The 25,450-nt window shown below is 52.6% G+C and carries 24 protein-coding genes; 21 read left to right on the top strand and 3 right to left on the bottom strand.

What is annotated here, in order from left to right; genetic code table 11:
- Positions 1-4 precede the first annotated feature (4 nt).
- The 6 genes from flgG (at position 5) to flgL (ending at position 6,294) form a co-directional block, all read left to right on the top strand.
- Positions 5-787: a flagellar basal-body rod protein FlgG gene (gene flgG / locus OGY68_RS09665; RefSeq protein ID WP_003036202.1), complete on the top strand. Its 783-nt coding sequence runs from the start codon at positions 5-7 to the stop codon at positions 785-787.
- 57 nt (positions 788-844) lie between these two features.
- The gene (locus tag OGY68_RS09670) at positions 845-1,543 is read left to right on the top strand and encodes a flagellar basal body L-ring protein FlgH (RefSeq protein WP_032934415.1); all 699 of its coding nucleotides are present in this window, start codon (positions 845-847) and stop codon (positions 1,541-1,543) included.
- Between the two features lie 33 nt (positions 1,544-1,576).
- Positions 1,577-2,653 (top strand): flagellar basal body P-ring protein FlgI, encoded by a 1,077-nt coding sequence (locus OGY68_RS09675; RefSeq protein ID WP_032934416.1) that lies wholly within the window; start codon positions 1,577-1,579, stop codon positions 2,651-2,653.
- Entirely contained in the window at positions 2,653-3,603 is a 951-nt protein-coding gene (gene flgJ / locus OGY68_RS09680) for a flagellar assembly peptidoglycan hydrolase FlgJ (protein WP_057066410.1), read from the top strand. The genes OGY68_RS09675 and flgJ overlap by 1 nt, the downstream gene beginning before the upstream one ends.
- 64 nt (positions 3,604-3,667) lie before the next feature.
- Entirely contained in the window at positions 3,668-5,326 is a 1,659-nt protein-coding gene (gene flgK, locus OGY68_RS09685; protein WP_204192406.1) for a flagellar hook-associated protein FlgK, read from the top strand.
- A gap of 14 nt (positions 5,327-5,340) precedes the next feature.
- The gene (gene flgL, locus OGY68_RS09690; protein ID WP_008784365.1) at positions 5,341-6,294 is read left to right on the top strand and encodes a flagellar hook-associated protein FlgL; all 954 of its coding nucleotides are present in this window, start codon (positions 5,341-5,343) and stop codon (positions 6,292-6,294) included.
- A gap of 78 nt (positions 6,295-6,372) precedes the next feature.
- Here flgL and OGY68_RS09695 read toward each other — a convergent pair whose 3' ends face one another.
- Positions 6,373-7,572: an MFS transporter gene (locus tag OGY68_RS09695; protein WP_057066412.1), complete on the bottom strand. Its 1,200-nt coding sequence runs from the start codon at positions 7,570-7,572 to the stop codon at positions 6,373-6,375.
- 99 nt (positions 7,573-7,671) lie between these two features.
- Between OGY68_RS09695 and OGY68_RS09700 the strand changes: the two genes are divergently transcribed.
- Positions 7,672-8,619, top strand: a complete 948-nt coding sequence (locus OGY68_RS09700) for a LysR family transcriptional regulator (RefSeq protein ID WP_502873530.1) — start codon at positions 7,672-7,674, stop codon at positions 8,617-8,619.
- Between the two features lie 40 nt (positions 8,620-8,659).
- Here OGY68_RS09700 and rne read toward each other — a convergent pair whose 3' ends face one another.
- Positions 8,660-11,923 carry a ribonuclease E gene (rne, locus tag OGY68_RS09705; protein WP_057066413.1) on the bottom strand — a complete coding sequence of 1,088 codons (3,264 nt, stop codon included), beginning with the start codon at positions 11,921-11,923 and terminating at the stop codon, positions 8,660-8,662.
- Positions 11,924-12,497: 574 nt separating this feature from the next.
- On the opposite strand from rne, the gene rluC reads away from it, so the two are divergent.
- The gene (rluC, locus tag OGY68_RS09710) at positions 12,498-13,451 is read left to right on the top strand and encodes a 23S rRNA pseudouridine(955/2504/2580) synthase RluC (RefSeq protein ID WP_172725517.1); all 954 of its coding nucleotides are present in this window, start codon (positions 12,498-12,500) and stop codon (positions 13,449-13,451) included.
- A gap of 82 nt (positions 13,452-13,533) precedes the next feature.
- Here rluC and OGY68_RS09715 read toward each other — a convergent pair whose 3' ends face one another.
- Positions 13,534-14,118, bottom strand: coding sequence for a Maf family protein (locus tag OGY68_RS09715; protein WP_003832177.1), 585 nt, complete (start codon positions 14,116-14,118; stop codon positions 13,534-13,536).
- A gap of 197 nt (positions 14,119-14,315) precedes the next feature.
- Between OGY68_RS09715 and yceD the strand changes: the two genes are divergently transcribed.
- The 13 genes from yceD to OGY68_RS09780 all read left to right on the top strand — a co-directional run bounded on the left by yceD (position 14,316) and on the right by OGY68_RS09780 (position 25,081).
- Positions 14,316-14,837: a 23S rRNA accumulation protein YceD gene (gene yceD / locus OGY68_RS09720; protein WP_003036239.1), complete on the top strand. Its 522-nt coding sequence runs from the start codon at positions 14,316-14,318 to the stop codon at positions 14,835-14,837.
- A 16-nt stretch (positions 14,838-14,853) separates the two neighbouring features.
- The gene (gene rpmF / locus OGY68_RS09725; RefSeq protein ID WP_003036242.1) at positions 14,854-15,027 is read left to right on the top strand and encodes a 50S ribosomal protein L32; all 174 of its coding nucleotides are present in this window, start codon (positions 14,854-14,856) and stop codon (positions 15,025-15,027) included.
- Positions 15,028-15,150: 123 nt separating this feature from the next.
- Positions 15,151-16,230 (top strand): phosphate acyltransferase PlsX, encoded by a 1,080-nt coding sequence (gene plsX, locus OGY68_RS09730; protein ID WP_071846967.1) that lies wholly within the window; start codon positions 15,151-15,153, stop codon positions 16,228-16,230.
- A 77-nt stretch (positions 16,231-16,307) separates the two neighbouring features.
- Positions 16,308-17,261, top strand: a complete 954-nt coding sequence (gene fabH, locus OGY68_RS09735; protein ID WP_003832181.1) for a beta-ketoacyl-ACP synthase III — start codon at positions 16,308-16,310, stop codon at positions 17,259-17,261.
- Positions 17,262-17,276: 15 nt separating this feature from the next.
- Positions 17,277-18,206 carry an ACP S-malonyltransferase gene (fabD, locus tag OGY68_RS09740; protein ID WP_003832182.1) on the top strand — a complete coding sequence of 310 codons (930 nt, stop codon included), beginning with the start codon at positions 17,277-17,279 and terminating at the stop codon, positions 18,204-18,206.
- A 12-nt stretch (positions 18,207-18,218) separates the two neighbouring features.
- Positions 18,219-18,953: a 3-oxoacyl-ACP reductase FabG gene (fabG, locus tag OGY68_RS09745; RefSeq protein ID WP_003036255.1), complete on the top strand. Its 735-nt coding sequence runs from the start codon at positions 18,219-18,221 to the stop codon at positions 18,951-18,953.
- A 154-nt stretch (positions 18,954-19,107) separates the two neighbouring features.
- Entirely contained in the window at positions 19,108-19,344 is a 237-nt protein-coding gene (gene acpP / locus OGY68_RS09750; RefSeq protein ID WP_000103754.1) for an acyl carrier protein, read from the top strand.
- A gap of 85 nt (positions 19,345-19,429) precedes the next feature.
- Positions 19,430-20,671: a beta-ketoacyl-ACP synthase II gene (gene fabF / locus OGY68_RS09755; protein WP_003036260.1), complete on the top strand. Its 1,242-nt coding sequence runs from the start codon at positions 19,430-19,432 to the stop codon at positions 20,669-20,671.
- Between the two features lie 135 nt (positions 20,672-20,806).
- Entirely contained in the window at positions 20,807-21,616 is an 810-nt protein-coding gene (pabC, locus tag OGY68_RS09760) for an aminodeoxychorismate lyase (RefSeq protein WP_057066415.1), read from the top strand.
- Positions 21,617-21,618: 2 nt separating this feature from the next.
- Positions 21,619-22,641, top strand: coding sequence for a cell division protein YceG (gene yceG / locus OGY68_RS09765; protein WP_008784373.1), 1,023 nt, complete (start codon positions 21,619-21,621; stop codon positions 22,639-22,641).
- On the top strand, positions 22,631-23,272 hold the full coding sequence (tmk, locus tag OGY68_RS09770) for a dTMP kinase (RefSeq protein ID WP_048214457.1): 642 nt from the start codon (positions 22,631-22,633) through the stop codon (positions 23,270-23,272). The genes yceG and tmk overlap by 11 nt, the downstream gene beginning before the upstream one ends.
- Entirely contained in the window at positions 23,269-24,273 is a 1,005-nt protein-coding gene (gene holB / locus OGY68_RS09775) for a DNA polymerase III subunit delta' (protein WP_057066416.1), read from the top strand. The genes tmk and holB overlap by 4 nt, the downstream gene beginning before the upstream one ends.
- Positions 24,274-24,283: 10 nt before the next feature.
- Positions 24,284-25,081 carry a metal-dependent hydrolase gene (locus tag OGY68_RS09780; protein ID WP_057066417.1) on the top strand — a complete coding sequence of 266 codons (798 nt, stop codon included), beginning with the start codon at positions 24,284-24,286 and terminating at the stop codon, positions 25,079-25,081.
- The last annotated feature ends 369 nt before the right edge of the window (positions 25,082-25,450 follow it).

Below are 25,450 nucleotides of genomic sequence, written 5' to 3' on the forward strand. Positions count from 1 at the left end.
TTTTATGATCAGTTCATTATGGATCGCCAAAACCGGCCTGGATGCGCAGCAAACAAACATGGATGTGATTGCCAACAACCTGGCAAACGTCAGCACCAACGGATTTAAGCGCCAACGTGCCGTATTTGAAGATCTGTTGTACCAGACGATTCGTCAGCCTGGCGCACAGTCTTCTGAACAGACCACACTGCCGTCTGGTTTGCAGATTGGTACCGGCGTACGTCCGGTTGCGACCGAGCGTTTACACAGCCAGGGTAACCTGTCGCAGACCAACAACAGTAAAGATGTGGCGATTAAAGGCCAGGGCTTTTTCCAGGTCATGTTGCCCGATGGTACGTCCGCTTATACCCGCGACGGTTCTTTCCAGGTGGATCAGAACGGCCAGTTGGTGACGGCGGGTGGTTTTCAGGTTCAGCCTGCCATCACCATTCCGGCTAACTCGCTCAGTATCACCATTGGACGTGACGGTATTGTCAGCGTGACCCAACAGGGGCAGGCGGCACCTGTTCAGGTCGGGCAGCTTAACCTGACAACCTTCATGAACGATACCGGTCTGGAAAGCATTGGTGAGAATCTGTACACCGAAACGCAGTCATCCGGTGCGCCGAACGAGAGCACGCCGGGGCTGAACGGCGCGGGTCTGCTGTATCAGGGCTATGTTGAAACCTCTAACGTCAACGTGGCGGAAGAGCTGGTAAACATGATCCAGGTTCAGCGCGCTTACGAAATCAACAGTAAAGCGGTATCGACCACCGATCAGATGCTGCAAAAACTGACGCAACTCTAAAGTGGAGCCCGGTGGGGTGAAAACCTCACCGGCACACTGATTTTGAAGATGACCGCAATGCGAAAATACGCGCTTCACCCATACCCAATTTTAGCCCTGCTGGTGGTTTCACTAACAGGATGTGCCTGGATCCCGGCCACGCCGCTCGTGCAGGGCGCAACGTCTGCCCAGCCCGTTCCAGGTCCAACGCCGGTGGCGAATGGCTCAATCTTCCAGTCGGCACAACCGATTAACTATGGTTATCAGCCACTCTTTGAAGATCGTCGTCCACGCAATATTGGCGATACGCTGACCATCGTATTGCAGGAAAACGTCAGCGCGAGCAAAAGCTCTTCGGCGAACGCCAGCCGCGACGGCAAGACAAACTTTGGCTTTGATACCGTACCGCGCTATCTGGAAGGATTGTTCGGTAACGAACGTGCCGACGTAGAAGCCTCCGGCGGCAACTCCTTTAACGGTAAAGGCGGCGCGAACGCCAGAAATACCTTCAGTGGTACGCTGACCGTAACGGTCGATCAGGTACTGGTGAATGGCAACTTACATGTCGTGGGTGAAAAACAGATCGCTATAAATCAGGGCACTGAATTCATCCGCTTCTCCGGGGTTGTTAACCCGCGCACCATCAGTGGCAGCAACTCCGTACCGTCAACCCAGGTTGCGGACGCGCGTATTGAGTACGTCGGTAACGGCTACATCAATGAAGCGCAGAATATGGGCTGGTTGCAGCGTTTCTTCCTTAACTTGTCGCCGATGTAAGCGAGGTACCCAGTGTTTAAATCTTTTGTTGGAATGGTACTGGTGCTGATAACCACCTTTGCGCATGCTGACCGTATTCGTGACCTGACAAGCGTTCAGGGGGTGCGGGAAAACTCGTTGATAGGTTATGGGCTGGTGGTGGGTCTGGATGGAACGGGTGACCAGACCACACAGACGCCGTTTACGACGCAAACGCTCAATAACATGCTTTCGCAGTTGGGGATAACCGTGCCAACTGGCACCAATATGCAGCTGAAAAACGTGGCGGCGGTGATGGTTACCGCGTCGTTTCCTGCATTCGGTCGTCAGGGACAAACCATCGACGTAGTGGTCTCCTCTATGGGGAATGCCAAAAGCCTGCGCGGCGGTACGCTGCTGATGACCCCGTTAAAAGGGGTCGATAGTCAGGTGTATGCCTTGGCTCAGGGGAATATTTTGGTGGGCGGTGCGGGCGCGGCTGCAGGTGGCAGTAGCGTACAGGTTAACCAGCTCAATGGTGGACGCATTACCAACGGCGCGATTATCGAACGTGAATTACCCAGCCAGTTCGGCGGTGGTAACACCATTAATCTGCAGCTCAATAATGAAGATTTCACGATGGCGCAGCAGATTACCGACACCATCAACCGTTCGCGTGGCTTTGGTAGCGCAACAGCGTTGGATGCCCGAACCATTCAGGTGCGCGTGCCAAGCGGCAACAGCTCGCAGGTGCGTTTCCTCGCTGATATCCAGAATATTGAGGTGAACGTCACGCCGCAGGATGCGAAAGTGATTATCAACTCGCGCACCGGATCTGTCGTCATGAACCGTGAAGTGACGCTGGATAGCTGTGCTGTGGCACAAGGCAACTTGTCGATTACGGTAAACCGCCAGGCGAACGTCAGCCAGCCGGACACACCGTTTGGCGGTGGACAAACCGTAGTGACGCCTCAAACCCAGATTGACCTGCGCCAGAGCGGTGGCTCGCTGCAGAGCGTGCGTTCCAGCGCCAACCTGAACAATGTGGTACGTGCGCTGAATGCGCTGGGGGCAACGCCGATGGATCTGATGTCCATTCTGCAATCGATGCAGAGCGCGGGTTGCTTACGCGCCAAACTGGAAATCATCTAATGATTGGTGACAGCAAACTGTTGACCAGCGCTGCCTGGGATGCGCAATCACTGAACGAACTGAAAGCGAAAGCGGGCCAGGACCCGGCGGCGAATATCCGTCCGGTCGCCCGTCAGGTTGAAGGGATGTTCGTGCAGATGATGCTGAAAAGCATGCGTGAAGCGCTGCCGAAAGATGGCGTGTTTAGCAGCGATTCAACGCGCTTGTATACCAGTATGTATGACCAACAAATTGCGCAGCAAATGACCGCAGGCAAAGGTCTGGGGCTGGCTGAAATGATGGTCAAGCAGATGACTGAAGGGCAAGCGCAACTTGCGGATGACGCGCCGCAGGTGCCGATGAAGTTTTCACTGGAAACGGTGACCAGCTATCAAAATCAGGCATTGACGCAACTGGTCCGCAAAGCCATCCCCCGGGCGACAGAAAGCAATGATGAGCCGCTGTCAGGTGACAGTAAAGACTTCCTCGCCCAGCTATCGCTGCCGGCTAAGCTGGCCAGCCAGCAAAGCGGCGTCCCGCATCATCTGATTCTGGCACAGGCGGCGCTGGAATCCGGATGGGGGCAGCGACAAATTCGCCGTGAGAACGGTGAACCAAGCTTTAACATTTTTGGCGTGAAGGCTTCAGGAAGCTGGAAAGGTCCAACCACTGAAATCACCACGACTGAATATGAGAACGGTGAGGCGAAAAAGGTGAAAGCCAGATTCCGCGTCTATAGCTCTTACCTTGAAGCGTTGTCGGATTATGTCGGTCTGATATCGCGTAACCCGCGCTATGCGGCAGTGACCGCTGCCGCGACCGCCGAGCAAGGGGCGCAGGCATTGCAAAATGCGGGTTACGCCACGGACCCTAACTATGCGCGAAAATTAACCAGCATGATCCAGCAGTTGAAATCGATGAGTGAAAAAGTGAGCAAAACCTACAGCACGAACATCGATAATCTCTTTTAAATAGCTCAAGTCTACCGACCTGCTGCCGATAATAACGAGTATTGAAGGATTACAAGGAACCTCCATGTCCAGCTTGATTAATAACGCGATGAGTGGACTCAGCGCAGCGCAGGCCGCGTTGAATACTGCCAGTAACAACATCTCCAGCTATAACGTTGCCGGATATACCCGACAGACGACAATTATGGCGCAAGCGAACAGCACGCTGGGTGCGGGGGGCTGGGTAGGCAATGGTGTCTATGTTTCTGGTGTACAACGTGAATATGACTCCTTTATCACTAACCAGTTGCGAGCAGCGCAGAACCAGAGCAGCGGTCTGACGACACGTTATGAGCAAATGTCAAAAATCGACAATCTGCTCTCCAGCAAAACCAGTTCTATTTCGACCTCCATGCAGGACTTTTTTACCAGCCTGCAAACGCTGGTCAGCAACGCCGAAGATCCGGCGGCACGCCAGGCGCTAATCGGTAAAGCTGATGGGTTGGTGAATCAGTTTAAAACGACCGACCAGTATCTGCGCGATCAGGATAAGCAGGTCAACACCGCGATTAAAGCCAGCGTTGATCAGATCAACAACTATTCGAAACAAATTGCCAGCCTCAACGACCAGATTTCTCGTATGACAGGCGTCGGCGCAGGCGCGTCTCCTAACGACCTGCTTGACCAGCGCGATCAGCTGGTCAGTGAATTGAATCAGATTGTCGGTGTTGAAGTCAGCGTTCAGGATGGTGGCACTTACAACCTGACCATGGCCAACGGCTATTCGCTGGTGCAGGGCAGCAATGCGCGTCAACTGGCGGCAGTGCCTTCCAGCGATGATCCTAATCGTACAACCGTGGCCTACGTTGATGGCGTTGCCGGAGCTGTTGAAATTCCGGAGAAACTGCTGAATACCGGTTCATTGGGTGGACTGCTCACCTTCCGTTCTCAGGAGCTGGATCAGACGCGTAATACCCTCGGCCAACTGGCGCTTGCATTTGCCAATGCATTTAACGCCCAGCATAAAGAAGGTTTTGATGCCAACGGCGATCAGGGTAAGGATTTTTTTGCTATCGGTAGCCCGGAAGTCTTCAATAACGCGAAAAATACGGGTACAGGATCGTTAAGCGCTAAGATCACTGACAGCTCCGCTGTACAGGCGACAGATTATAAAATCGTTTTTGATGGGAAGGACTGGCAGGTTACTCGCCTGGCGGATAATACCAGCTTCAAAGCCACCGTGACCGGTGGAAAAATGTCCTTTGACGGGATGGAAATCACCGTTAATGCTGGCGCGAAAGCTAATGACAGTTTTACTGTAAAACCCGTGAGTAACGTTATCGTTGATATGAAAGTTATGGTGACCGACGAGTCGAAAATCGCCATGGCTCAAGTGTCTAAAAATGATACGGACCCCACCATCGATAAAGGCAAGAGCGACAACCGTAACGGTCAGAAACTGTTAGATCTGCAAACCAAAGCGACTGTCGGCAATAAGACCTTCAACGATGCATATGCCACGCTGGTAAGCGATGTCGGGAACAAAACCGCTACGCTGAAAACCAGTGCCACCACCCAGAACAACGTGGTGACACAGCTTTACCGGCAGCAACAGTCTATTTCCGGCGTTAACCTCGACGAAGAGTACGGTAATTTACAGCGTTTTCAGCAGTATTACCTGGCTAACGCGCAAGTACTGCAGACCGCGAATGCGTTGTTCGATGCACTGATTAATATCCGCTAAGGGAGAGTGACACAATGCGTATCAGCACCCAGATGATGTACCAGCAGAATATGCGTGGCATCACTAACTCTCAGGCTGAATGGATGAAGTTCGGCGAGCAGATGTCAACGGGCAAACGCGTGATCAACCCATCAGATGATCCGATTGCCGCCTCGCAGGCCGTGGTACTTTCTCAGGCTCAGGCGCAGAACAGCCAATATACGCTGGCACGCTCATTCGCGACGCAAAAGGTGTCGCTGGAAGAGAATGTTCTGAGCCAGGTGACGACGGCAATTCAGGCTGCACAGGAAAAAATCGTTTATGCCGGGAACGGAACGTTAAGTGATGATGACCGTGCATCGCTGGCCACCGACCTGCAGGGGATCCGCGATCAGCTGATGAACCTGGCAAACAGTACCGACGGTAATGGTCGCTATATTTTCGGTGGATATAAAACAGAATCCGCACCGTTTGCCCAGGCAGATGGCGCTTACAGCGGCGGTACAACAAACGTTACCCAACAGGTCGATGCCTCCCGAACCATGGTGATTGGTCATACTGGCGATAAAGTATTCGCCAACCTGACCAGCAACGCTGTACCGGAACCTGGTGGCGGCACTCAGGAAAAGAACCTGTTCAAAATGCTGGATACCGCTATTGATGCGCTCAAAACCCCTATTGAGGGTAATGACGTGGCAAAAGCTACCGCCGCTGCTGCCATTGATAAAACCAACCGTGGCCTGAAAAACTCGTTGAATAACGTCCTGTCCGTTCGTGCAGAATTAGGTACGCAGCTGAGTGAATTAAGCTCGCTGGATTCACTGGGTGCCGATCGTGCATTAGGCCAAACTCAGCAGATGAGTAATCTGGTGGATGTCGACTGGAACGCCGCGATCTCGTCTTATGTCATGCAGCAGGCTGCGCTACAGGCATCCTATAAAGCGTTCACCGATATGCAGGGAATGTCGTTGTTCCAGCTCAATCGTTAACGCCTCGTTTTGAAACATATCTTGAAACTGGGTATGTTTGTCTGCCCGCTCCTTTAACACCCCGGAGCGGGCATTTTTTTAGGCAACCGACGTCTTACTAAGCGACGGGTTCCCCGTCAGTCTTATGACCAACGCAATTGCACTGCTGAAGGTAGCCAACGCAACGACACCTTCCCAATTGGCCAGGGTGTAGACCTGACTTCCGAGAACCGAACCCAGCGCCATACCGATAAACACCATCGTAAACAGCAGAGCGTTCAATCGTCCTCGTGCCAGAGGCTCCAGGCTATAGACCAGATTCTGGTGAGCAACCAGGCTGGATTGCAATCCGAGATCAAAACCTACCGCCGAAAGGGCGATGAGCAGCCACTGCCCCTGAACGGGCAGGGCGGGTAACAAAAACATTAGTGCGAAAGATACCGTTACCAGCAAAGCACCCAATTGCGTCACTTTTGCCGCACCCACTTTATCGGCAAGATGGCCCGCCATCGGTGCGGCAAGCGCTCCGGCTGCTCCCGCGATACCAAAAGCACCCGCTATAGCGCTACCCATGTGGTAATGCTCAGATAACATCACCGCCAGCGTAGACCAGAAGGCGCTAAAAGCAATGGACAGAAAGCCTTGTGCCAGTGCTGCGCGGCGCAAGGTGGAATATCGTTGCCAAAGTTGCGCCATTGAGAGCATTAATGATGGATAGCTCAACGTGGAATGGACCGTAAAGCGAGGCAGTACTTTCCACATAATCGCGGTAATTACGGCAATGCTGACGGCAGCGAGTTGGTACATCTCGCGCCAGCCAAACGCTTCGCCCACCAGCCCACTGACGGTACGTGAGAGTAAAATCCCCAGCAGAAGGCCCGTCATCACGGTGCCCACCGTTTTTCCCTGCTTGCCTTCGGGCGCCAGTATTGCCGCCGCAGGCACAATATCTTGTGCCATGGTTGCCGCCATCCCCATCAGCAGGCTCACCAGTAATAGCGAATGCAACTGACCGGTAAAGCTACAGGCCAGCAGCAGCGCGGCAAGAGAGATGCTTTTCAGCAGGATTAATGTCCGGCGGTCATAACGATCGCCTAATGGCAATAAAAACAATATACCTAACGCATATCCCGCCTGGGTCAGCGTCGGGACCAACCCCATACCGGTGAGACTTAAGGCCAGATCCTGACCCATTAAAGGCAGAAGAGGCTGGGCGTAGTAGATAGCGGCCACGCTGAATCCGGCGCCCATTGCCAGAACAAAAATGACCCAACGGGAAAGTGCGGTATGTGTGTTCACAAATGATTCCTCAATCACAAGATGTGCGGCTATTTTTATCCTTAAGCGAGTGGCGCGGTAGCGAGCGCAGTGGTAAAACAGTTATACGTCAGGCGTATGATGAAACTGAAAATGATAAAAAATGAGCGTATAGACAGGGTGGGGCTGATGCGTACGTTTGTACGTATTGTTGAAGCAGGATCGCTTTCGGCAGCGGCAAAACAGATAGGGACGACGCAGGCGACCGTTAGCCGACGGCTGCAATCGCTGGAAACGCTGCTGGGTGTGAAACTGCTTATGCGTACCACGCATGCGATGAAATTGACCGACGATGGTGAAAGAGGCTATCAGCATGCTAAGAAGATTATTGATGCCTGGCTGGCGCTGGAAGATGGACTTAATGTCACAGAAGATGAACCGGTGGGGACGTTGCGAGTCCGCGCACCGCATGCGTTCGGACAACAACAACTACTTGAGCCGCTTTTGCAGTTTCTTTCGCGCTATCCCCAGTTGGCAGTAGAGTGGATGCTCAACGATAAAACCGTTGATTTTCTGAGCGATAATATTGATTGCGCGATCAGGGTTGGTGCTGAGGTGGATCCGGCCACGGTTTCCGTCTTACTGGCTGAAGTTCCCCGTAGTATGGTGGTGAGTCCAGGACTGCTGGAGCAATATGGCGAGCTTTCTCATCCTGAGCAGTTATCAGCGCTGCCCTGGATTGCAGTGAACGCGTTTTATCAGCATAGCGTTTCGTTGTTGCACCAATTGCGTAATGAGCCAGTCACGCTGAATATTTCACCCAGATTAAGCACAGACAGTATTTATGTCGCAAGAAATGCCGCGCTGGCGGGGTTGGGAGTGACTATTGTTTCAAGCTGGATGGTGGCGGAGGATATTGCCGACGGACGTCTGGTTGCGTTGCTACCTGAGTGGCATGCGGCGCCGTTGCCTGTACATTTGGTTTATCCGTGGGCGCGTTACTATCCGACCCGCTTACGCAAGTTTCTGGCCCTAATGAAGGATGTTATGCCGCAGCTGACGGGGATGAAAGGCGTAGATCAGATATAAAAAAGCCGACCCGAAGGCCGGCTTTGATATTGATTATGGCTTACTCAACAGGCTGTGGACGTGTTGCTGGCGCAGTCGCTTGATGCGTTGCGCTATGTCCACCTGCGGCACCTTTGCCTTCAAAGGCGAATGCCGGACGCTGCCAGTCGCTATGACGCGGCGCTTCTGGCACATATTCCGGTGCCGGAGCGCGGGTCATTGGCGCGGTTGCATGGCTGTGCAGGTGTTCAGCATCAGCGCTGGCTGCGACAACTTCAGCCTTAACGACTTCAGTTTCGACGACAGGCGCGGCAACAACGTCTTTCGGCGCTGCAACTTCTTCAACAACTGGCGCTGTTTCCACAACCTCAGTAATCTCTTCAACCACTTCTGGCTGGGGAATAACAACCTCTGCAGGCTCTTCGGCAACCGGTGCAGTCACAACGTCAACCACAGGTTCGGCTTCAGCGGCGATTTCTTCTGCTACGGGCGCATCAGATGCAGCGATAATTTGCGGTTGTTCCTCGACCGGGGTCGCAATCACTTCCGGATGCGTGGTTTCAACCTGTGTGGTTTCAACAACGGCGGCCTGAGGCTCAGCTACGACAACCTCTGGTTGCACGGCTTCAACCGGCGCAGGGGTATCCACAATGTGTTCAACGGCAGCGGCAGCAACCTGAGGTTCTACGGCGACAGGTGCAGCTTGCTGCTGGACCATTTCCTGTTCACGCTGTTCTTCAACCTGCTGATCCTGAGGACGTGCAACAGGGTAGCGGATCCAAACCTTACCGGACGCTAATTCAGGAGATGCGCAGGCGACCGTTAACGGCATCGGCGACTGAACCGGATAACGCTCGTCACGGTAACGACGACGACGCTGTCCACTGACGCGCAGATGGCGAGGAGAGCGGCGAGAACGACGCGGCATACCGTTGGAGTCACGAGCTTCGCTGTTGTCTTCCTGCTCAGTCGCAACGACGGCTGGCAGATCAACTTTCGCCAGTTCGGTGCGCTGTGCCGGTACCGGCTGTTCTGTTGGTTGAGCAACAGCAGTTTCAGCGATTGCAGCAACAGTAGCCACTTCGGCTTCAACCGCCGGGCTGTCTGTGAAACGAACTTTCTGAGTCAACTGACGCTGTTTGCGGCGGGTTTGAGGCTGACGTACGCGCTCTTCCTGCTCAGTATCCTGCACAGGTTGTTCAGCCTGGTTCAGCTCTTTAACTTCCTGCTGAGCCTGACGCTTGTCATCGTTACGACGGCGGTTGCGTTCGCGACGCGGCGCCTGCTGTTCATCACCGGATTTCGCTTTGTCTGCAACATCAGTGGTTTGCTGGCGGTTATCGCGAGCTTCCGCATTTTGCTGCTGGGACTGACGACGATTACGGCGGTTATCTTCACGGTTTTCGCCGTTTTCTGAACGTTCGCTACGGTTGTCGCGGTCACCGCGATTATCACGGTTATCACGACGATCGTTACGGTCGCGACGATTGTTCTGACGCGGTTTACGACGATCCTGCTGGCGTTCGGTTTTCTCTTCAGCTTTCGGCGCAGGTTGTTCAACCGGTTTCACTTCTTCGCTACCACCGAAGATGGACTTCAGTGCGCCAAAGAAACGGCTAATCAAACCGGGTTGTGCGGCAACGGCTGCGGTTGCTGCTGCAGCTTTAGGCGCGGCGGCTTTCGCGGCAGGTTCCTGCAGAGCAGGGGCTGGCGGAACGTCTGGCATGGCGAAGGTGGCCAGCGCCGGTTGCTCAGGCTGTTTACGCTCGACGTACTCTTCTTCCGTCGGCAATGCCATTGCCTCTTCATGCAGTTTCGGCAGCAGGTAGCTCAGGGTCGGTGTTTCTTCCCCTTTGCGTACGCGCAGCACAGAATAGTGCGGGGTTTCCATCTGATCGTTTGGCACGATCACACAGCGCACGCCATTCTGACGCGTTTCGATAGCATTAACCGCAGTACGTTTTTCGTTAAGCAGGTAAGAGGCGATTGGCACAGGAACAATAGCATGAACTTCTTGCGTATTTTCTTTCAGTGCTTCTTCTTCGATCAGACGCAGAATAGACAGCGACAGTGATTCGTTATCACGTACGGTACCGGTGCCGGAACAGCGCGGGCACACGTGATGGCTGGATTCACCCAGAGACGGGCTCAGACGCTGACGAGACATCTCCAGCAGACCGAAGCGAGAAATATGGCTGATCTGAATACGCGCTCTGTCCTGGCGTACGGCCTCGCGCAGACGGTTTTCAACCGCGCGCTGGTGGCGAACCGGCGTCATATCAATGAAGTCGATTACAATCAGACCGCCGAGGTCGCGCAGACGTAGCTGACGGGCAATTTCATCGGCTGCTTCAAGGTTAGTGTTGAACGCAGTTTCTTCGATGTCGCCGCCGCGAGTTGCACGCGCGGAGTTGATATCGATAGCGGTCAGGGCCTCAGTGCTGTCAATAACGATTGAGCCGCCGGACGGCAGGCGCACTTCGCGCTGGAACGCGGATTCAATCTGAGACTCGATCTGATAGTGGCTGAACAGCGGGATTTCACCGGTGTACAGTTTGATTTTGCTGCTGAAATCCGGACGACCCAGTGCGGCGATGTGCTGACGCGCCATCTCCATCACTTTCGGATTATCGATAAGGATTTCGCCGATGTCCTGACGTAAGTAGTCACGGAAAGCGCGAACGATAACGTTGCTTTCCTGGTGGATCAGGAACGGAGCAGGGCGGCTGTCAGCGGCTTTTTGAATCGCTTCCCAGTGCTTCAGGCGGAAGCTCAGGTCCCACTGCAGTGCTTCGGCGGATTTGCCGACCCCTGCGGTACGCACGATAAGCCCCATGCCATCAGGCAGTTCCAGGCTTGCCAGCGCTTCTTTTAATTCGGTACGGTCGTCGCCTTCAATGCGACGGGAGATACCGCCCGCGCGCGGGTTGTTCGGCATCAGAACTAGATAACTACCCGCCAGGCTGATAAAGGTAGTCAGCGCAGCGCCTTTATTGCCGCGTTCTTCTTTATCGATCTGAACGATGACTTCCTGACCTTCGCGCAACACGTCTTTAATGTTGGGACGACCATGGGAGTTGTAGTTAGCGGGGAAGTATTCGCGGGCAATTTCTTTTAACGGGAGGAAACCGTGACGTTCAGCGCCGTAATCAACAAAAGCAGCTTCCAGACTCGGTTCAATACGGGTAATTTTGCCTTTATAGATGTTGGCTTTTTTCTGTTCGTGTCCAGGACTTTCGATATCCAGATCGTACAGACGTTGCCCATCTACAAGGGCGACACGCAACTCTTCCTGCTGAGTTGCGTTAATTAACATTCTTTTCATCGTAACTTACTCATTATTCTTACATTGACGACTAAGCTGCGGGCAGAGTAATGCCTTTCCGGGTGTGAACCGATGGCCTCGTGTCTATTCGCGTCGCCAACCTCACGGTTATCGTCAGCTCAAAGAGGCGCAGAGTGTCGGTTGCCTGTATTTCATACGGAAACACAGCGCAATTATCAGGGGAACAGTCTGGGTGTTACTCTCCAGAAAAGCTTCCATATTACCGGTAAGGACTGCAACCCGCAGCCCGCTAACTGCCTGAAAGATCAATACGTCTTACGCCATTGCTGCGTTGATGATCGGTCGGGCAAAATTGGGTCATTCCGGAAAAGTTCTTGTTTTAACAAGATTCAACACGGAAACAACCTCATTATTCCACTGCTAACCTTGTTATAGCAAGATGACTTTTGCCATTTATCACCCGGTTACTCACAGTTTTTTCACTTCCGCGTAGTGATTGCTTTAATAACCACCAAATCGGCTATGTCAAACTTAAGTAATAAGGTATAGCAGTTAATATAAGCATAGAAAAATGTGTGGCGCGAATCTTGATGGCTATTTAAAATCGGCCCCCATGAAAACAGAGACTCCAGCCGTAAAAACAGTTGCCATTACTGCCGACGAAGCAGGGCAACGCATCGATAACTTTTTGCGCACCCAGCTTAAGGGCGTGCCGAAAAGTATGATTTATCGCATTTTGCGTAAAGGCGAAGTGCGGGTGAATAAAAAACGCATTAAACCCGAGTACAAACTCGAAGACGGGGATATTGTGCGTATTCCACCTGTGCGTGTCGCTGAACGTGAAGAAGAGGCCATTTCACCGAACCTGCAAAAGGTCGCGGCGCTGACCGACGTCATTTTATATGAAGATGACCACATTCTGGTGCTTAACAAACCTTCAGGTACGGCCGTACATGGCGGAAGCGGGTTAAGCTTTGGCGTCATAGAAGGATTACGTGCGTTGCGACCTGAAGCGCGTTTCCTTGAACTGGTGCATCGCCTCGACCGGGATACCTCCGGCGTTTTGCTGGTGGCTAAAAAGCGCTCAGCCTTGCGTTCATTGCATGAACAACTGCGTGAAAAAGGCATGCAGAAAGACTATCTCGCGCTGGTTCGAGGCCAATGGCAGTCGCATGTCAAAATCGTGCAGGCGCCGCTGTTAAAGAACATTCTGCAAAGCGGCGAGCGTATCGTGCGGGTGAACCAGGAAGGCAAACCGTCAGAAACACGTTTTAAAGTGGAAGAGCGCTATGCGTTTGCCACGCTTGTGCGCTGTAGCCCGGTGACCGGACGTACGCACCAGATTCGTGTGCATACCCAGTATGCCGGTCATCCAATTGCTTTTGACGATCGCTACGGTGACCGTGAGTTCGATAAGCAACTGGCGGATACGGGGTTGAATCGACTTTTCCTGCACGCCGCAGCGTTGAAATTTACCCATCCGGGAACGGGTGAAGTGATGCGTATTGAGGCGCCGATGGATAAGCAATTGAAGCGCTGCCTTGAGGTTTTACGCAGTAAAGCCTGATGCGCGTTGCTTATCAGGCCTACAATCGTGTGATGCACCGTAGGCCTGATAAGACGCATCGCGTCGCCATCAGGCAGATCAATCAGGCATTCAACGGGTTCATCTCTTCCCGCCGCAGCATTTGACACAACGCGATAAGCGGCAAACCGATCAGGGTATTTGGGTCACGACCCTCCAGGCGTTCAAAGAGTGCAATACCTAACCCTTCACTTTTGAAACTACCTGCACAATGGAGCGGGCGCTCTTTACGCAGATAATCATCAATTTCCGCCTCGCTTAAATGACGGAAATGGACGTCAAAAGGTTCTACTTCAGTTTGTAAATGTCCGGTCGCAGAATTATACAGCGCCAGTCCGGTGTAAAACGTCACAATATTGCCACGGGCTTTGAGTAATTGTTGGCGGGCATTTTCTTCAGTTAATGGTTTGCCGGTTATTTCACCATCAAGAACACAAATTTGATCGGAGCCAATAATCAGATGCGATGGGTAACGGTGGGCGAGAGATTGCGCTTTTTTCTGCGCCAGTCGCAAGACTAAATGGCGTGGTGCTTCGCCGGGCAACGGCGTTTCATCAACCTCTGGCGCAGCGCATTCAAACGGGATTGCCAGTTTTTCGAGTAAAGCGCGACGCCAGGGGGAGGTAGAAGCAAGAATAAGTTGAGGCATATTTTTTCCCTCGCATATAGCGTATTGATGAGAGCCATTTTAAACTATGGACTTCGACCTACAAGCTGGCTGTAGTGGCTTGTCTTGAGCGATTTTAAGTCGATGACCCGCAATGTGTGCGAATTATTGGCAAAAGGCAACCACAGGCTGCCTTTTTCTTTGACTATATGACGTTACAAAGTTAATATGCGCGCCCTATGCAAAAGGTAAAATTACCCCTGACTCTTGATCCGGTTCGTACGGCTCAAAAACGCCTCGATTATGAAGGTATCTATACTTCTGATCTGGTTGAGCGCGTCGCCGATTCTGTAGTCAGTGTGGACAGTGATGTGGAATGCTCCATGTCGTTCGCTATCGATAACCAGCGTCTCGCCGTTATAACCGGTGATGCGAAGGTATCGGTTACGCTCGAATGTCAGCGTTGCGGGAAACCGTTCCCACTTCATGTTCACACAACATATTGTTTTAGTCCTGTCCGTTCTGACGAGCAGGCTGAAGCACTCCCGGAAGCGTATGAGCCGATTGAGGTTAACGAATTCGGTGAAATCGATCTGCTTGCAATGGTTGAAGATGAGATTATCCTCTCCTTGCCGGTAGTTCCGGTGCATGATTCTGAACACTGTGAAGTGTCCGAGGCGGACATGGTCTTTGGCGAATTGCCTGATGAAGCGCAAAAACCAAACCCATTTGCCGTATTAGCCAGCTTAAAGCGTAAGTAATTGAGGAGTAAGGTCCATGGCCGTACAACAGAATAAACCAACCCGTTCCAAACGTGGCATGCGTCGTTCTCATGACGCTCTGACCGCAGTCACCAGCCTGTCTGTAGACAAAACTTCTGGTGAACAACACCTGCGTCACCACATCACTGCCGACGGTTTCTACCGTGGCCGTAAGGTAATCGCTAAGTAATCACGCATGACTCAATGGCTTTCCCACTTCTGGTGAGAAAGACAAAGAGTGAACGCGTGATGAAGCTTAGTGAGGCTTTCCCCGGGTGACTGGGGAAACACCTAACCGGGCAGCGACGATACCTTGACACGTCTAACCCTGGCGTTAGATGTCATGGGGGGAGATTTTGGCCCTACCGTGACAGTGCCTGCAGCATTGCAGGCACTGAATTCTAATTCGCAACTCACACTTCTTTTAGTCGGGGATCCCGATACAATCACGCCATTACTTGCCAAAGCTGACTTCGAACAACGTTCGCGTCTGCAGATTATCCCTGCTCAGTCAGTTATTGCCAGTGATGCCCGGCCCTCGCAAGCTATTCGCGCCAGTCGTGGAAGCTCAATGCGTGTTGCCCTGGAGCTCGTGAAAGAAGGTCAGGCACAAGCTTGTGTCAGCGCCGGTAATACGGGCGCACTCATGGGACTTGCGAAGTTATTGCTCAAACCTCTTGAGGGGATTGAGCGTCCTGCGTTGGTGACGGTGTTACCCCATCAGCAAAAGGGCAAAACGGTGGTGCTGGATTTGGGCGCCAACGTAGATTGTGATAGCACGATGTTGGTGCAATTTGCTGTCATGGGTTCCGTGCTGGCAGAAGAGGTTGTTGGCATTGCCAATCCTCGCGTAGCGTTACTCAACATCGGCGAAGAAGAAACGAAAGGTCTCGACAGTATTCGAGATGCTTCAGCTGTGCTAAAAACAATCCCTTCCATTAATTATATCGGCTATCTTGAAGCCAATGAGTTACTGACTGGCAAAACCGATGTGTTGGTCTGTGACGGTTTTACAGGTAATGTCACATTAAAGACGATGGAAGGTGTTGTCAGAATGTTCCTTTCACTGCTGAAATCTCAGGGTGAGGGCAAAAAACGGTCGTGGTGGCTTCTGTTATTAAAACGTTGGTTACAAAAAAGCCTGACAAGGCGATTTAGTCACCTCAACCCCGACCAGTATAATGGCGCCTGTCTGTTAGGATTGCGCGGCACGGTGATTAAGAGTCATGGTGCGGCCAATCAGCGAGCATTTGAAGTCGCGATTGAACAGGCAGTGCAGGCGGTGCAGCGACAAGTTCCTCAGCGAATTGCCGCTCGCCTGGAATCTGTATACCCAGCTGGATTCGAACTGCTGGACGGTGGCGAAAGCGCAAAATCACGAGCACACAGATAACGGTGCGTTTGTGAATGTGGCCACCGTATCAGCGATTTGCTCGTAGCGGTATATAACCAAAAAGTGACTGAGCGTACATGTATACGAAGATTATTGGTACTGGCAGCTATCTGCCTGAACAAGTGCGTACTAACGCCGATTTGGAAAAAATGGTTGAGACGTCTGATGAGTGGATCGTCACTCGTACAGGTATCCGTGAACGCCATATTGCAGCGCCAAATGAAACAGTTGCGACGATGGGCTTTGCCGCCGCAAACCGTGCGATTGAAATGGCGGGCATCGACAAAGAACAAATTGGTCTGATTGTGGTTGCTACCACATCATCCACTCACGCATTTCCAAGCGCGGCGTGCCAGATCCAAAGTATGCTGGGGATCAAAGGCTGTCCGGCGTTTGACGTTGCAGCCGCTTGTGCTGGCTTCACTTACGCCCTGAGCGTTGCCGACCAGTACGTTAAATCTGGCGCAGTTAAGCATGCCCTGGTCGTTGGCTCCGATGTCCTGGCCCGTACCTGCGATCCAACCGATCGCGGAACGATCATCATTTTCGGTGATGGGGCTGGTGCGGTTGTACTGAGCGCATCAGAAGAGCCAGGTATTCTCTCCACGCATCTGCACGCTGACGGTCGCTACGGCGAACTGTTGACGCTGCCTAACGCCGATCGCGTGAACCCGGAAAACCCGATCCACCTGACGATGGCGGGTAACGAAGTATTTAAAGTCGCGGTGACCGAGCTTGCGCACATCGTTGATGAAACGCTGGAAGCCAATAATCTCGACCGTTCTGCGCTGGACTGGCTGGTGCCGCATCAGGCTAACCTGCGCATTATCAGCGCGACAGCTAAAAAGCTGGGTATGTCGATGGATAATGTTGTCGTGACGCTCGACAGACATGGTAATACCTCTGCTGCCTCCGTACCGTGCGCGCTGGACGAAGCCGTCCGCGACGGGCGTATTAAAGCTGGGCAGTTGATATTGCTTGAAGCCTTCGGGGGTGGATTCACCTGGGGCTCCGCGCTGGTTCGTTTCTAGTATAAGGATTTAAACATGACGCAATTTGCATTTGTGTTTCCGGGGCAGGGTTCCCAGACCGTTGGGATGTTGTCTGAAATGGCAGCAAACTACCCAATTGTTGAAGAAACATTTGCTGAAGCATCAGCTGCACTGGGCTATGATCTGTGGGCGTTGACTCAGCAAGGTCCGGCTGAAGAACTGAATAAAACCTGGCAGACGCAGCCCGCGCTGTTGACCGCATCCGTTGCGCTTTATCGCGTATGGCAGCAGCAGGGGGGTAAAACACCTGCGCTGATGGCGGGTCATAGCCTGGGCGAATATTCTGCTCTGGTATGTGCGGGTGTTATCGGTTTTGCCGATGCCGTACGTCTGGTTGAACTGCGTGGCAAATTCATGCAGGAAGCGGTTCCGGAAGGCACTGGCGGCATGTCTGCTATTATCGGTCTGGACGATGCCGCTATTGCTAAAGCGTGCGAAGAGTCTGCCGAAGGCCAGGTGGTTTCACCAGTAAACTTTAACTCACCGGGTCAGGTGGTTATTGCCGGGCATAAAGAAGCCGTAGAACGTGCTGGTGCTGCCTGTAAAGCCGCGGGCGCTAAGCGTGCGCTGCCGCTGCCGGTCAGCGTTCCTTCTCACTGCGCGCTGATGAAGCCTGCCGCTGAGAAACTGGCCGTTGAGCTGCAGAAAATCACCTTTAACGCGCCGACTGTTCCGGTTGTGAACAACGTCGACGTGAAGTGCGAGACCACGGCAGACGCAATTCGCGATGCGCTGGTTCGTCAGCTGTATAGCCCGGTTCAGTGGACTAAAACCGTTGAATTTATGGCATCCCAGGGCGTAGAGCACCTGTATGAAGTCGGTCCGGGTAAAGTTCTGACCGGTCTGACGAAACGTATTGTTGACACCCTGACTGCTTCGGCACTGAATGAGCCGGCGGCATTGTCTGCGGCGCTAGAGCAATAAAAGAGGAAGACCATGAGTTTTGAAGGAAAAATCGCGCTGGTTACCGGTGCAAGCCGTGGCATTGGCCGCGCAATTGCTGAGACACTTGTTGCCCGTGGCGCGAAAGTTATCGGTACTGCTACCAGCGAAAGCGGCGCGCAGGCCATTAGCGATTACTTAGGTGCAAATGGTAAAGGTCTGATGTTGAATGTGACCGATCCGGCATCTATCGAATCTGTTCTGGAAAATATTCGCGCAGAATTTGGTGAAGTCGATATCCTGGTCAATAATGCCGGGATTACTCGTGATAACCTGTTAATGCGCATGAAAGATGACGAGTGGAACGATATCATTGAAACCAACCTGTCATCTGTTTTCCGTCTGTCAAAAGCGGTAATGCGAGCTATGATGAAAAAGCGTCATGGGCGTATTATCACTATCGGTTCTGTGGTTGGTACCATGGGAAATGCGGGTCAGGCTAACTACGCTGCGGCGAAAGCGGGTCTGATCGGCTTCAGTAAATCACTGGCGCGCGAAGTTGCGTCTCGTGGCATTACTGTAAACGTTGTTGCTCCGGGCTTTATTGAAACGGACATGACGCGTGCGCTGTCTGATGATCAGCGTGCGGGTATTCTGGCGCAGGTTCCTGCGGGTCGCCTCGGTGGCGCTCAGGAAATCGCCAGTGCGGTTGCATTTTTAGCTTCTGACGAAGCAAGTTACATCACAGGTGAGACTTTGCACGTCAACGGCGGGATGTACATGGTTTAACCACGATGAAAAATATTTGCGTTATTGTAGGTCTTGGCCTCAAAATAACGTAAAATCGTGGTAAGACCTGCCGGGATTTAGTTGCAAATTTTTCAACATTTTATACACTACGAAAACCATCGCGAAAGCGAGTTTTGATAGGAAATTTAAGAGTATGAGCACTATCGAAGAACGCGTTAAGAAAATTATCGGCGAACAGCTGGGCGTTAAGCAGGAAGAAGTAACCAACAATGCTTCCTTCGTTGAAGACCTGGGCGCAGATTCTCTTGACACCGTTGAGCTGGTAATGGCTCTGGAAGAAGAGTTTGATACTGAGATTCCGGACGAAGAAGCTGAGAAAATCACTACCGTTCAGGCTGCCATTGATTACATCAACGGCCACCAGGCGTAAGTGAACATCTCCAGGCGGTCATTCGACCGCCTGAGTTTTATCTTTTTATCCCACTTGAATTATTTTCCCTCCCTGGAGGACAACCGTGTCTAAGCGTCGTGTAGTTGTGACCGGACTGGGCATGTTGTCTCCTGTCGGCAATACCGTAGAGTCTACCTGGAAAGCTCTCCTTGCCGGTCAGAGTGGCATCAGCCTGATCGACCATTTCGATACTAGCGCCTATGCAACGAAATTTGCTGGCTTAGTAAAGGATTTTAACTGTGAAGACATTATCTCGCGCAAAGAACAGCGCAAGATGGATGCCTTCATTCAATATGGAATTGTCGCTGGCGTTCAGGCCATGCAGGATTCTGGCCTCGAAATTACGGAAGAGAACGCTCATCGTATTGGCGCCGCTATCGGCTCTGGTATTGGCGGTCTCGGTCTTATCGAAGAAAACCATACCTCACTGGTAAACGGTGGACCGCGTAAGATCAGCCCGTTCTTCGTTCCGTCGACGATTGTTAACATGGTGGCTGGTCACCTGACCATCATGTACGGCCTGCAAGGGCCAAGCATCTCCATCGCGACAGCCTGTACTTCAGGCGTGCATAACATCGGTCATGCCGCACGTATCATTGCATACGGCGATGCAGACGCGATGGTTGCGGGTGGTGCTGAAAAAGCCAGTACGCCGTTGGGTGTGGGTGGCTTTGGCGCGGCACGTGCACTGTCTACGCGTAATGATAACCCGCAAGCGGCAAGCCGCCCGTGGGACAAAGAGCGTGACGGCTTTGTGCTGGGCGACGGCGCTGGCATGGTGGTACTGGAAGAGTACGAGCATGCGAAAGCGCGCGGTGCAAAAATCTATGCTGAAGTCGTTGGCTTCGGTATGAGCAGCGATGCTTACCACATGACGTCGCCACCGGAAAACGGTGCAGGCGCTGCGCTGGCAATGGTCAACGCACTGCGCGATGCGGCTATTGAAGCGGGTCAGATTGGCTATGTCAACGCGCATGGTACGTCTACGCCTGCAGGCGATAAAGCTGAAACCCAGGCAGTGAAATCTGTCTTTGGCGATGCGGCAAGCCGTGTGATGGTAAGCTCCACCAAATCCATGACCGGACACCTGTTGGGTGCGGCGGGCGCGGTAGAGTCTATTTTCTCTATCCTGGCGCTGCGCGATCAGGCTATTCCGCCAACCATCAACCTGGATAACCCGGATGAAGGTTGTGACCTGGACTTCGTACCTCATGAAGCGCGTCAGGTTAGTGGTCTGGAGTATGCGCTGTGTAACTCCTTTGGCTTCGGTGGTACCAACGGCTCTTTGATCTTTAAAAAGATTTAAGTCCGTCAGGTGATGCGCTAGCATCGATAGAAAATTGAAAAGGTCCGCTTGTCGGGCCTTTTTTTATTCGGTTTTCCGCCCTTGTCCTGTGTTACTCATCCTGCCAAACTAGCGGACCAGAAATAAGGAGCCACCATGTTCTTAATTAATGGCTGCGAGCAAGATATGCTGGCCGCAAGCGATCGAGCGACCCAATTTGGTGATGGCTGTTTTACCACTGCCTGTATTATCGACGGTGAAATCCCTCTCTTTGCAGCGCATCTTGAGCGTTTACAAGACGCTTGCCAAAAACTGCTGATCTCTTTTGAAGATTGGTCCGAGCTGCAAAATGAAATGAAAATGCTGGCGAAAGGGCACGTACGCGGTGTGTTGAAAGTGATTATCAGCCGTGGCAGTGGAGGCCGGGGTTACAGTGGCAAAAATTGTCATAGTGCCACACGCATCCTCTCCGTTTCATCCTGGCCCGATCATTACGATCGTTGGCGGCAAGAAGGTATTACGCTGGCGCTAAGCCCAGTGCGGCTGGGACGTAATCCACTGCTTGCCGGGCTTAAACACCTGAATCGACTGGAGCAGGTGTTGATTCGCTCTCATCTTGAACAGACGGACGCCGATGAAGCGCTGGTTCTTGACAGCGAGGGATGGGTTACGGAATGCTGTGCGGCTAATTTGTTCTGGCGTAAAGGCGATGTGGTTTACACGCCCCGGCTGGACCAGGCCGGAGTGAACGGTATTATGCGACAATTCTGTATCCGGATGCTGGCACAATCGCCATTCAGTATTGTCGAAGTGTATGCCGGGTTGGAGGAGGTAATGCAGGCTGATGAAATCGTCGTCTGTAACGCGTTAATGCCCATTATTCCCGTGCGTGCCTGTGGCGACACGTTGTTGTCTTCACGTTTGTTATTCGATTATTTAGCCCCACTTTGTGAGCACCCGAATTAGTCATGAAAAAACTGTTACTTGTTGTCCTGTTATTGCTGGTTGTGCTGGGCATTGCCGCTGGAGTGGGAATGTGGAAAGTTCGCCATCTGGCGGACAGCAAATTATTGATTAAAGAAGAAACGATTTTTACGCTGAAAGCGGGAACGGGCCGTCTGGCTCTCGGCGAACAGCTGTATGCAGACAAAGTTATCAATCGTCCGCGCGTGTTCCAGTGGCTGCTGCGTGTGGAGCCCGAGTTGTCGCATTTTAAGGCCGGAACATATCGCTTCACGCCTGACATGACGGTGCGGGACATGCTGCAACTGCTGGAAAGCGGCAAAGAGGCGCAGTTCCCGTTACGTCTGGTTGAAGGGATGCGCCTGAGCGATTACCTCAAACAGCTGCGTGATGCCCCGTATATCAAACATACGTTAAGCGACGATAGCTATGAGACCGTGGCCGAGGCGCTGAAGCTTGAAAACCCGCAATGGGTAGAAGGCTGGTTCTGGCCAGATACCTGGATGTATACCGCCAATACTACTGACGTAGCGTTACTAAAACGCGCGCATCAGAAAATGGTTAAAGCGGTGGATACTGTTTGGGAGGGGCGCGCTGATGGCCTGCCTTATCAGGACAAAAATCAGCTGGTAACCATGGCTTCTATTATTGAAAAAGAAACTGCGGTTGCCAGCGAGCGCGACCAGGTGGCTTCGGTCTTTATTAACCGCTTACGTATCGGTATGCGTTTACAAACCGATCCGACCGTGATTTACGGGATGGGTACACGGTATAATGGCAAATTGTCGCGTGTGGATTTAGACACCCCGACCGCCTATAACACCTATACCATCACGGGACTGCCGCCAGGCCCGATTGCCATGCCGGGAGAGGCTTCATTGCAGGCCGCGGCGCATCCGGCAAAAACGCCGTATCTCTATTTTGTGGCTGACGGTAAAGGCGGCCACACGTTTAACACCAATCTTGCCAGCCATAACCGGTCCGTGCAGGATTACCTGAAAGTGCTTAAGGAAAAAAATGGGCAGTAACTATATCGTCATTGAAGGCCTGGAAGGCGCCGGAAAAACCACCGCGCGTAACGTGGTGGTGGAGACACTTGAGCAACTCGGTATTCGTGACATGGTTTTCACCCGTGAACCTGGTGGAACGCAGCTGGCTGAGAAACTAAGAAGTCTGGTGCTGGATATTAAATCGGTCGGTGACGAGGTCATTACCGACAAAGCCGAAGTTCTGATGTTTTACGCGGCGCGTGTACAGTTGGTCGAAACCGTTATTAAACCTGCACTGGCGAAAGGCGCGTGGGTAATTGGCGATCGTCACGATCTGTCGACCCAGGCGTATCAGGGCGGCGGACGCGGTATCGATCAAAACATGCTGGCAACCCTGCGTGATGCGGTGCTTGGTGATTTTCGCCCGGACCTGACGATCTATCTGGATGTGACGCCAGAAGTCGGGTTGAAGCGTGCCCGTGCCCGCGGCGAGCTGGATCGTATTGAGCAGGAATCTTTCGACTTCTTTAATCGTACTCGCGCGCGCTATCTTGAGCTGGCTGCCAAAGACGCCAGCATTCGTACTATAGACGCTACGCAGCCGTTGGAGGCTGTGATGGCTGATATCCGTCATACCATCACCCAATGGGTGAAGGAGCAGGGCGCATGAAATGGTACCCATGGTTACGACCGGATTTTGAAAAACTGGTAGCCAGCTACCAGACGGGTCGTGGTCACCATGCGTTACTGATTCAGGCGTTACCCGGAATGGGCGACGACGCGCTGATTTACGCCCTCAGCCGCTATTTAATGTGCCAGCAGCCGGAAGGGCATAAAAGCTGCGGACAGTGCCGCGGCTGTCAGCTAATGCAGGCGGGGACGCACCCTGACTACTATTCGTTGCTGCCGGAAAAAGGCAAAAGCACGCTGGGGGTTGATGCGGTACGCGAAGTCAGTGAGAAACTGTACGAGCATTCACGCCTAGGCGGGGCGAAAGTGGTGTGGATCCCGGATGCCGCCCAGTTAACCGACGCCGCCGCTAATGCGTTGCTGAAAACGCTGGAAGAGCCCCCGGCACAAACCTGGTTTTTCCTCGCCAGCACAGAGCCAGCTCGCTTGCTGGCGACATTACGCAGTCGTTGCCGGTTACATCATCTTGCGCCACCTCCGGAGTCGTATGCGATCTCCTGGCTTGCTCGTGAGGTGACTGCGTCGTCAGAAGCGCTGCTTAGCGCGTTGCGCCTGAGCGCAGGTTCGCCTGGCGCGGCACTTGCGTTGTTACAGGCTGAAAGCTGGGCGCACCGCACAGATTTTTGTGCGGCACTGGTGAACACATTAAACGCAGGCGACTGGTATATCTTGCTCGCGGCGTTAAACCACGATCAGGCTGCCACCCGTTTACACTGGCTGGCAACGTTGTTGACCGATGCGTTGAAACGTCCGTATGGCGTTTCCCATTTAACGAATCCTGATGCGCTGGACCTGATATCTTCTATCGCAGAACGGTTATCCGTTGCCCAGATACAGGCGATACTCGGTGACGTTTGTCATTGTCGTCAACAACTGCTGAACGTAACAGGCGTAAACCGTGAGCTGGTGTTAACCGATCTTATTCTTCGTATTGAGCATTACCTGCAACCAGGCACCGTACTGCCTGTTCCCCATCTTTGAGAGAGACATTATGTTTTTAGTCGACTCACACTGCCATCTTGATGGCCTGGATTATCAATCTCTGCATAAGGACGTGGATGACGTGCTGGCAAAAGCGGCCGCACGTGATGTGAAATTCTGTCTTGCCGTTGCGACCACTCTGCCAGGATATCGCAGTATGCGCGAACTGGTCGGTGAGCGTGACAATGTGGTTTTCTCTTGCGGCGTGCATCCGTTAAATCAGGATGAAACCTATGATGTTGAGGACCTGCGTCGTTTTGCCACCGAAGAGGGGGTTGTGGCGATGGGAGAAACCGGGCTGGACTATTTTTACACGCCGGAAACAAAGGTGCGCCAGCAGGAATCTTTTATCCACCATATTCAGATCGGCCGTGAGTTACAGAAGCCGGTTATCGTGCATACCCGCGATGCGCGAGCCGATACGCTGTCTATTCTGCGCGAAGAAAAAGTGACGGATTGTGGCGGCGTACTACACTGTTTTACAGAGGACAGAGAAACGGCGGGCAAATTGCTGGACCTTGGATTCTATATCTCGTTTTCCGGCATCGTCACGTTCCGAAATGCAGAGCAGCTCCGTGATGCCGCCCGCTATGTTCCTCTGGACCGGTTGTTGGTCGAGACGGATTCTCCCTACCTTGCGCCTGTACCGCATCGTGGAAAAGAGAACCAGCCCGCCATGACTCGTGACGTTGCAGAGTATTTGGGCGTAGTGAAAGGTGTTGCCGTTGAAGAACTGGCGCAGGCAACCACTGATAACTTTGCCCGCCTGTTTCACATCGACGCTTCTCGCCTGCAATCTGTTCGTTAACTGACTTTTTTTAAAGCTCGTAATTAATCACTAATGCGAGTAAAGTTCACCGCCCCAAAATGGGCGGTGAATAATCAGTTTGACACATTCAGAAACTCATTTTATCGGAATGTGCGGATTTTGCGGCCATTCACGACTGAACTGTGATAGCCGTCAAACAAAAACAAACTGAATTATTTTACTCTGTGTAATAAATAAAGGGTACTTAGATGCCCTGTACACGGCGAGGTTCTCCCCCCTCGCCAATGCGTGAGAACGTAGAATACACAAAGTCAATCAAGCTGCATCAAGGCGGCAAGTGAGTGAATTGCAGGAGCTTACTAGAGTAAGTGTCTGGGATGAACGAGCGCAGCCCGCGCTGAGGCGGTT

Origin of the sequence: Citrobacter sp. Cpo065 (assembly GCF_030332805.1) — a bacterium.
GTDB lineage: Bacteria > Pseudomonadota > Gammaproteobacteria > Enterobacterales > Enterobacteriaceae > Citrobacter > Citrobacter portucalensis.

Excerpts from the sequence above, each read along its gene's own strand:
- OGY68_RS09715 (WP_003832177.1), bottom strand. The coding sequence starts at position 14,118 with ATGCCTCAACTTATTCTTGCTTCTACCTCCCCCTGGCGTCGCGCTTTA.
- flgJ (WP_057066410.1), top strand. The coding sequence starts at position 2,653 with ATGATTGGTGACAGCAAACTGTTGACCAGCGCTGCCTGGGATGCGCAA.
- fabG (WP_003036255.1), top strand. The coding sequence starts at position 18,219 with ATGAGTTTTGAAGGAAAAATCGCGCTGGTTACCGGTGCAAGCCGTGGC.
- OGY68_RS09700 (WP_502873530.1), top strand. The coding sequence starts at position 7,672 with ATGAAACTGAAAATGATAAAAAATGAGCGTATAGACAGGGTGGGGCTG.
- yceG (WP_008784373.1), top strand. The coding sequence starts at position 21,619 with ATGAAAAAACTGTTACTTGTTGTCCTGTTATTGCTGGTTGTGCTGGGC.
- OGY68_RS09675 (WP_032934416.1), top strand. The coding sequence starts at position 1,577 with ATGGTACTGGTGCTGATAACCACCTTTGCGCATGCTGACCGTATTCGT.
- flgG (WP_003036202.1), top strand. The coding sequence starts at position 5 with ATGATCAGTTCATTATGGATCGCCAAAACCGGCCTGGATGCGCAGCAA.
- pabC (WP_057066415.1), top strand. The coding sequence starts at position 20,807 with ATGTTCTTAATTAATGGCTGCGAGCAAGATATGCTGGCCGCAAGCGAT.
- flgL (WP_008784365.1), top strand. The coding sequence starts at position 5,341 with ATGCGTATCAGCACCCAGATGATGTACCAGCAGAATATGCGTGGCATC.
- OGY68_RS09670 (WP_032934415.1), top strand. The coding sequence starts at position 845 with ATGCGAAAATACGCGCTTCACCCATACCCAATTTTAGCCCTGCTGGTG.
- holB (WP_057066416.1), top strand. The coding sequence starts at position 23,269 with ATGAAATGGTACCCATGGTTACGACCGGATTTTGAAAAACTGGTAGCC.
- acpP (WP_000103754.1), top strand. The coding sequence starts at position 19,108 with ATGAGCACTATCGAAGAACGCGTTAAGAAAATTATCGGCGAACAGCTG.
- rluC (WP_172725517.1), top strand. The coding sequence starts at position 12,498 with ATGAAAACAGAGACTCCAGCCGTAAAAACAGTTGCCATTACTGCCGAC.
- rne (WP_057066413.1), bottom strand. The coding sequence starts at position 11,923 with ATGAAAAGAATGTTAATTAACGCAACTCAGCAGGAAGAGTTGCGTGTC.
- OGY68_RS09780 (WP_057066417.1), top strand. The coding sequence starts at position 24,284 with ATGTTTTTAGTCGACTCACACTGCCATCTTGATGGCCTGGATTATCAA.
- fabD (WP_003832182.1), top strand. The coding sequence starts at position 17,277 with ATGACGCAATTTGCATTTGTGTTTCCGGGGCAGGGTTCCCAGACCGTT.
- yceD (WP_003036239.1), top strand. The coding sequence starts at position 14,316 with ATGCAAAAGGTAAAATTACCCCTGACTCTTGATCCGGTTCGTACGGCT.
- flgK (WP_204192406.1), top strand. The coding sequence starts at position 3,668 with ATGTCCAGCTTGATTAATAACGCGATGAGTGGACTCAGCGCAGCGCAG.
- rpmF (WP_003036242.1), top strand. The coding sequence starts at position 14,854 with ATGGCCGTACAACAGAATAAACCAACCCGTTCCAAACGTGGCATGCGT.
- fabH (WP_003832181.1), top strand. The coding sequence starts at position 16,308 with ATGTATACGAAGATTATTGGTACTGGCAGCTATCTGCCTGAACAAGTG.
- tmk (WP_048214457.1), top strand. The coding sequence starts at position 22,631 with ATGGGCAGTAACTATATCGTCATTGAAGGCCTGGAAGGCGCCGGAAAA.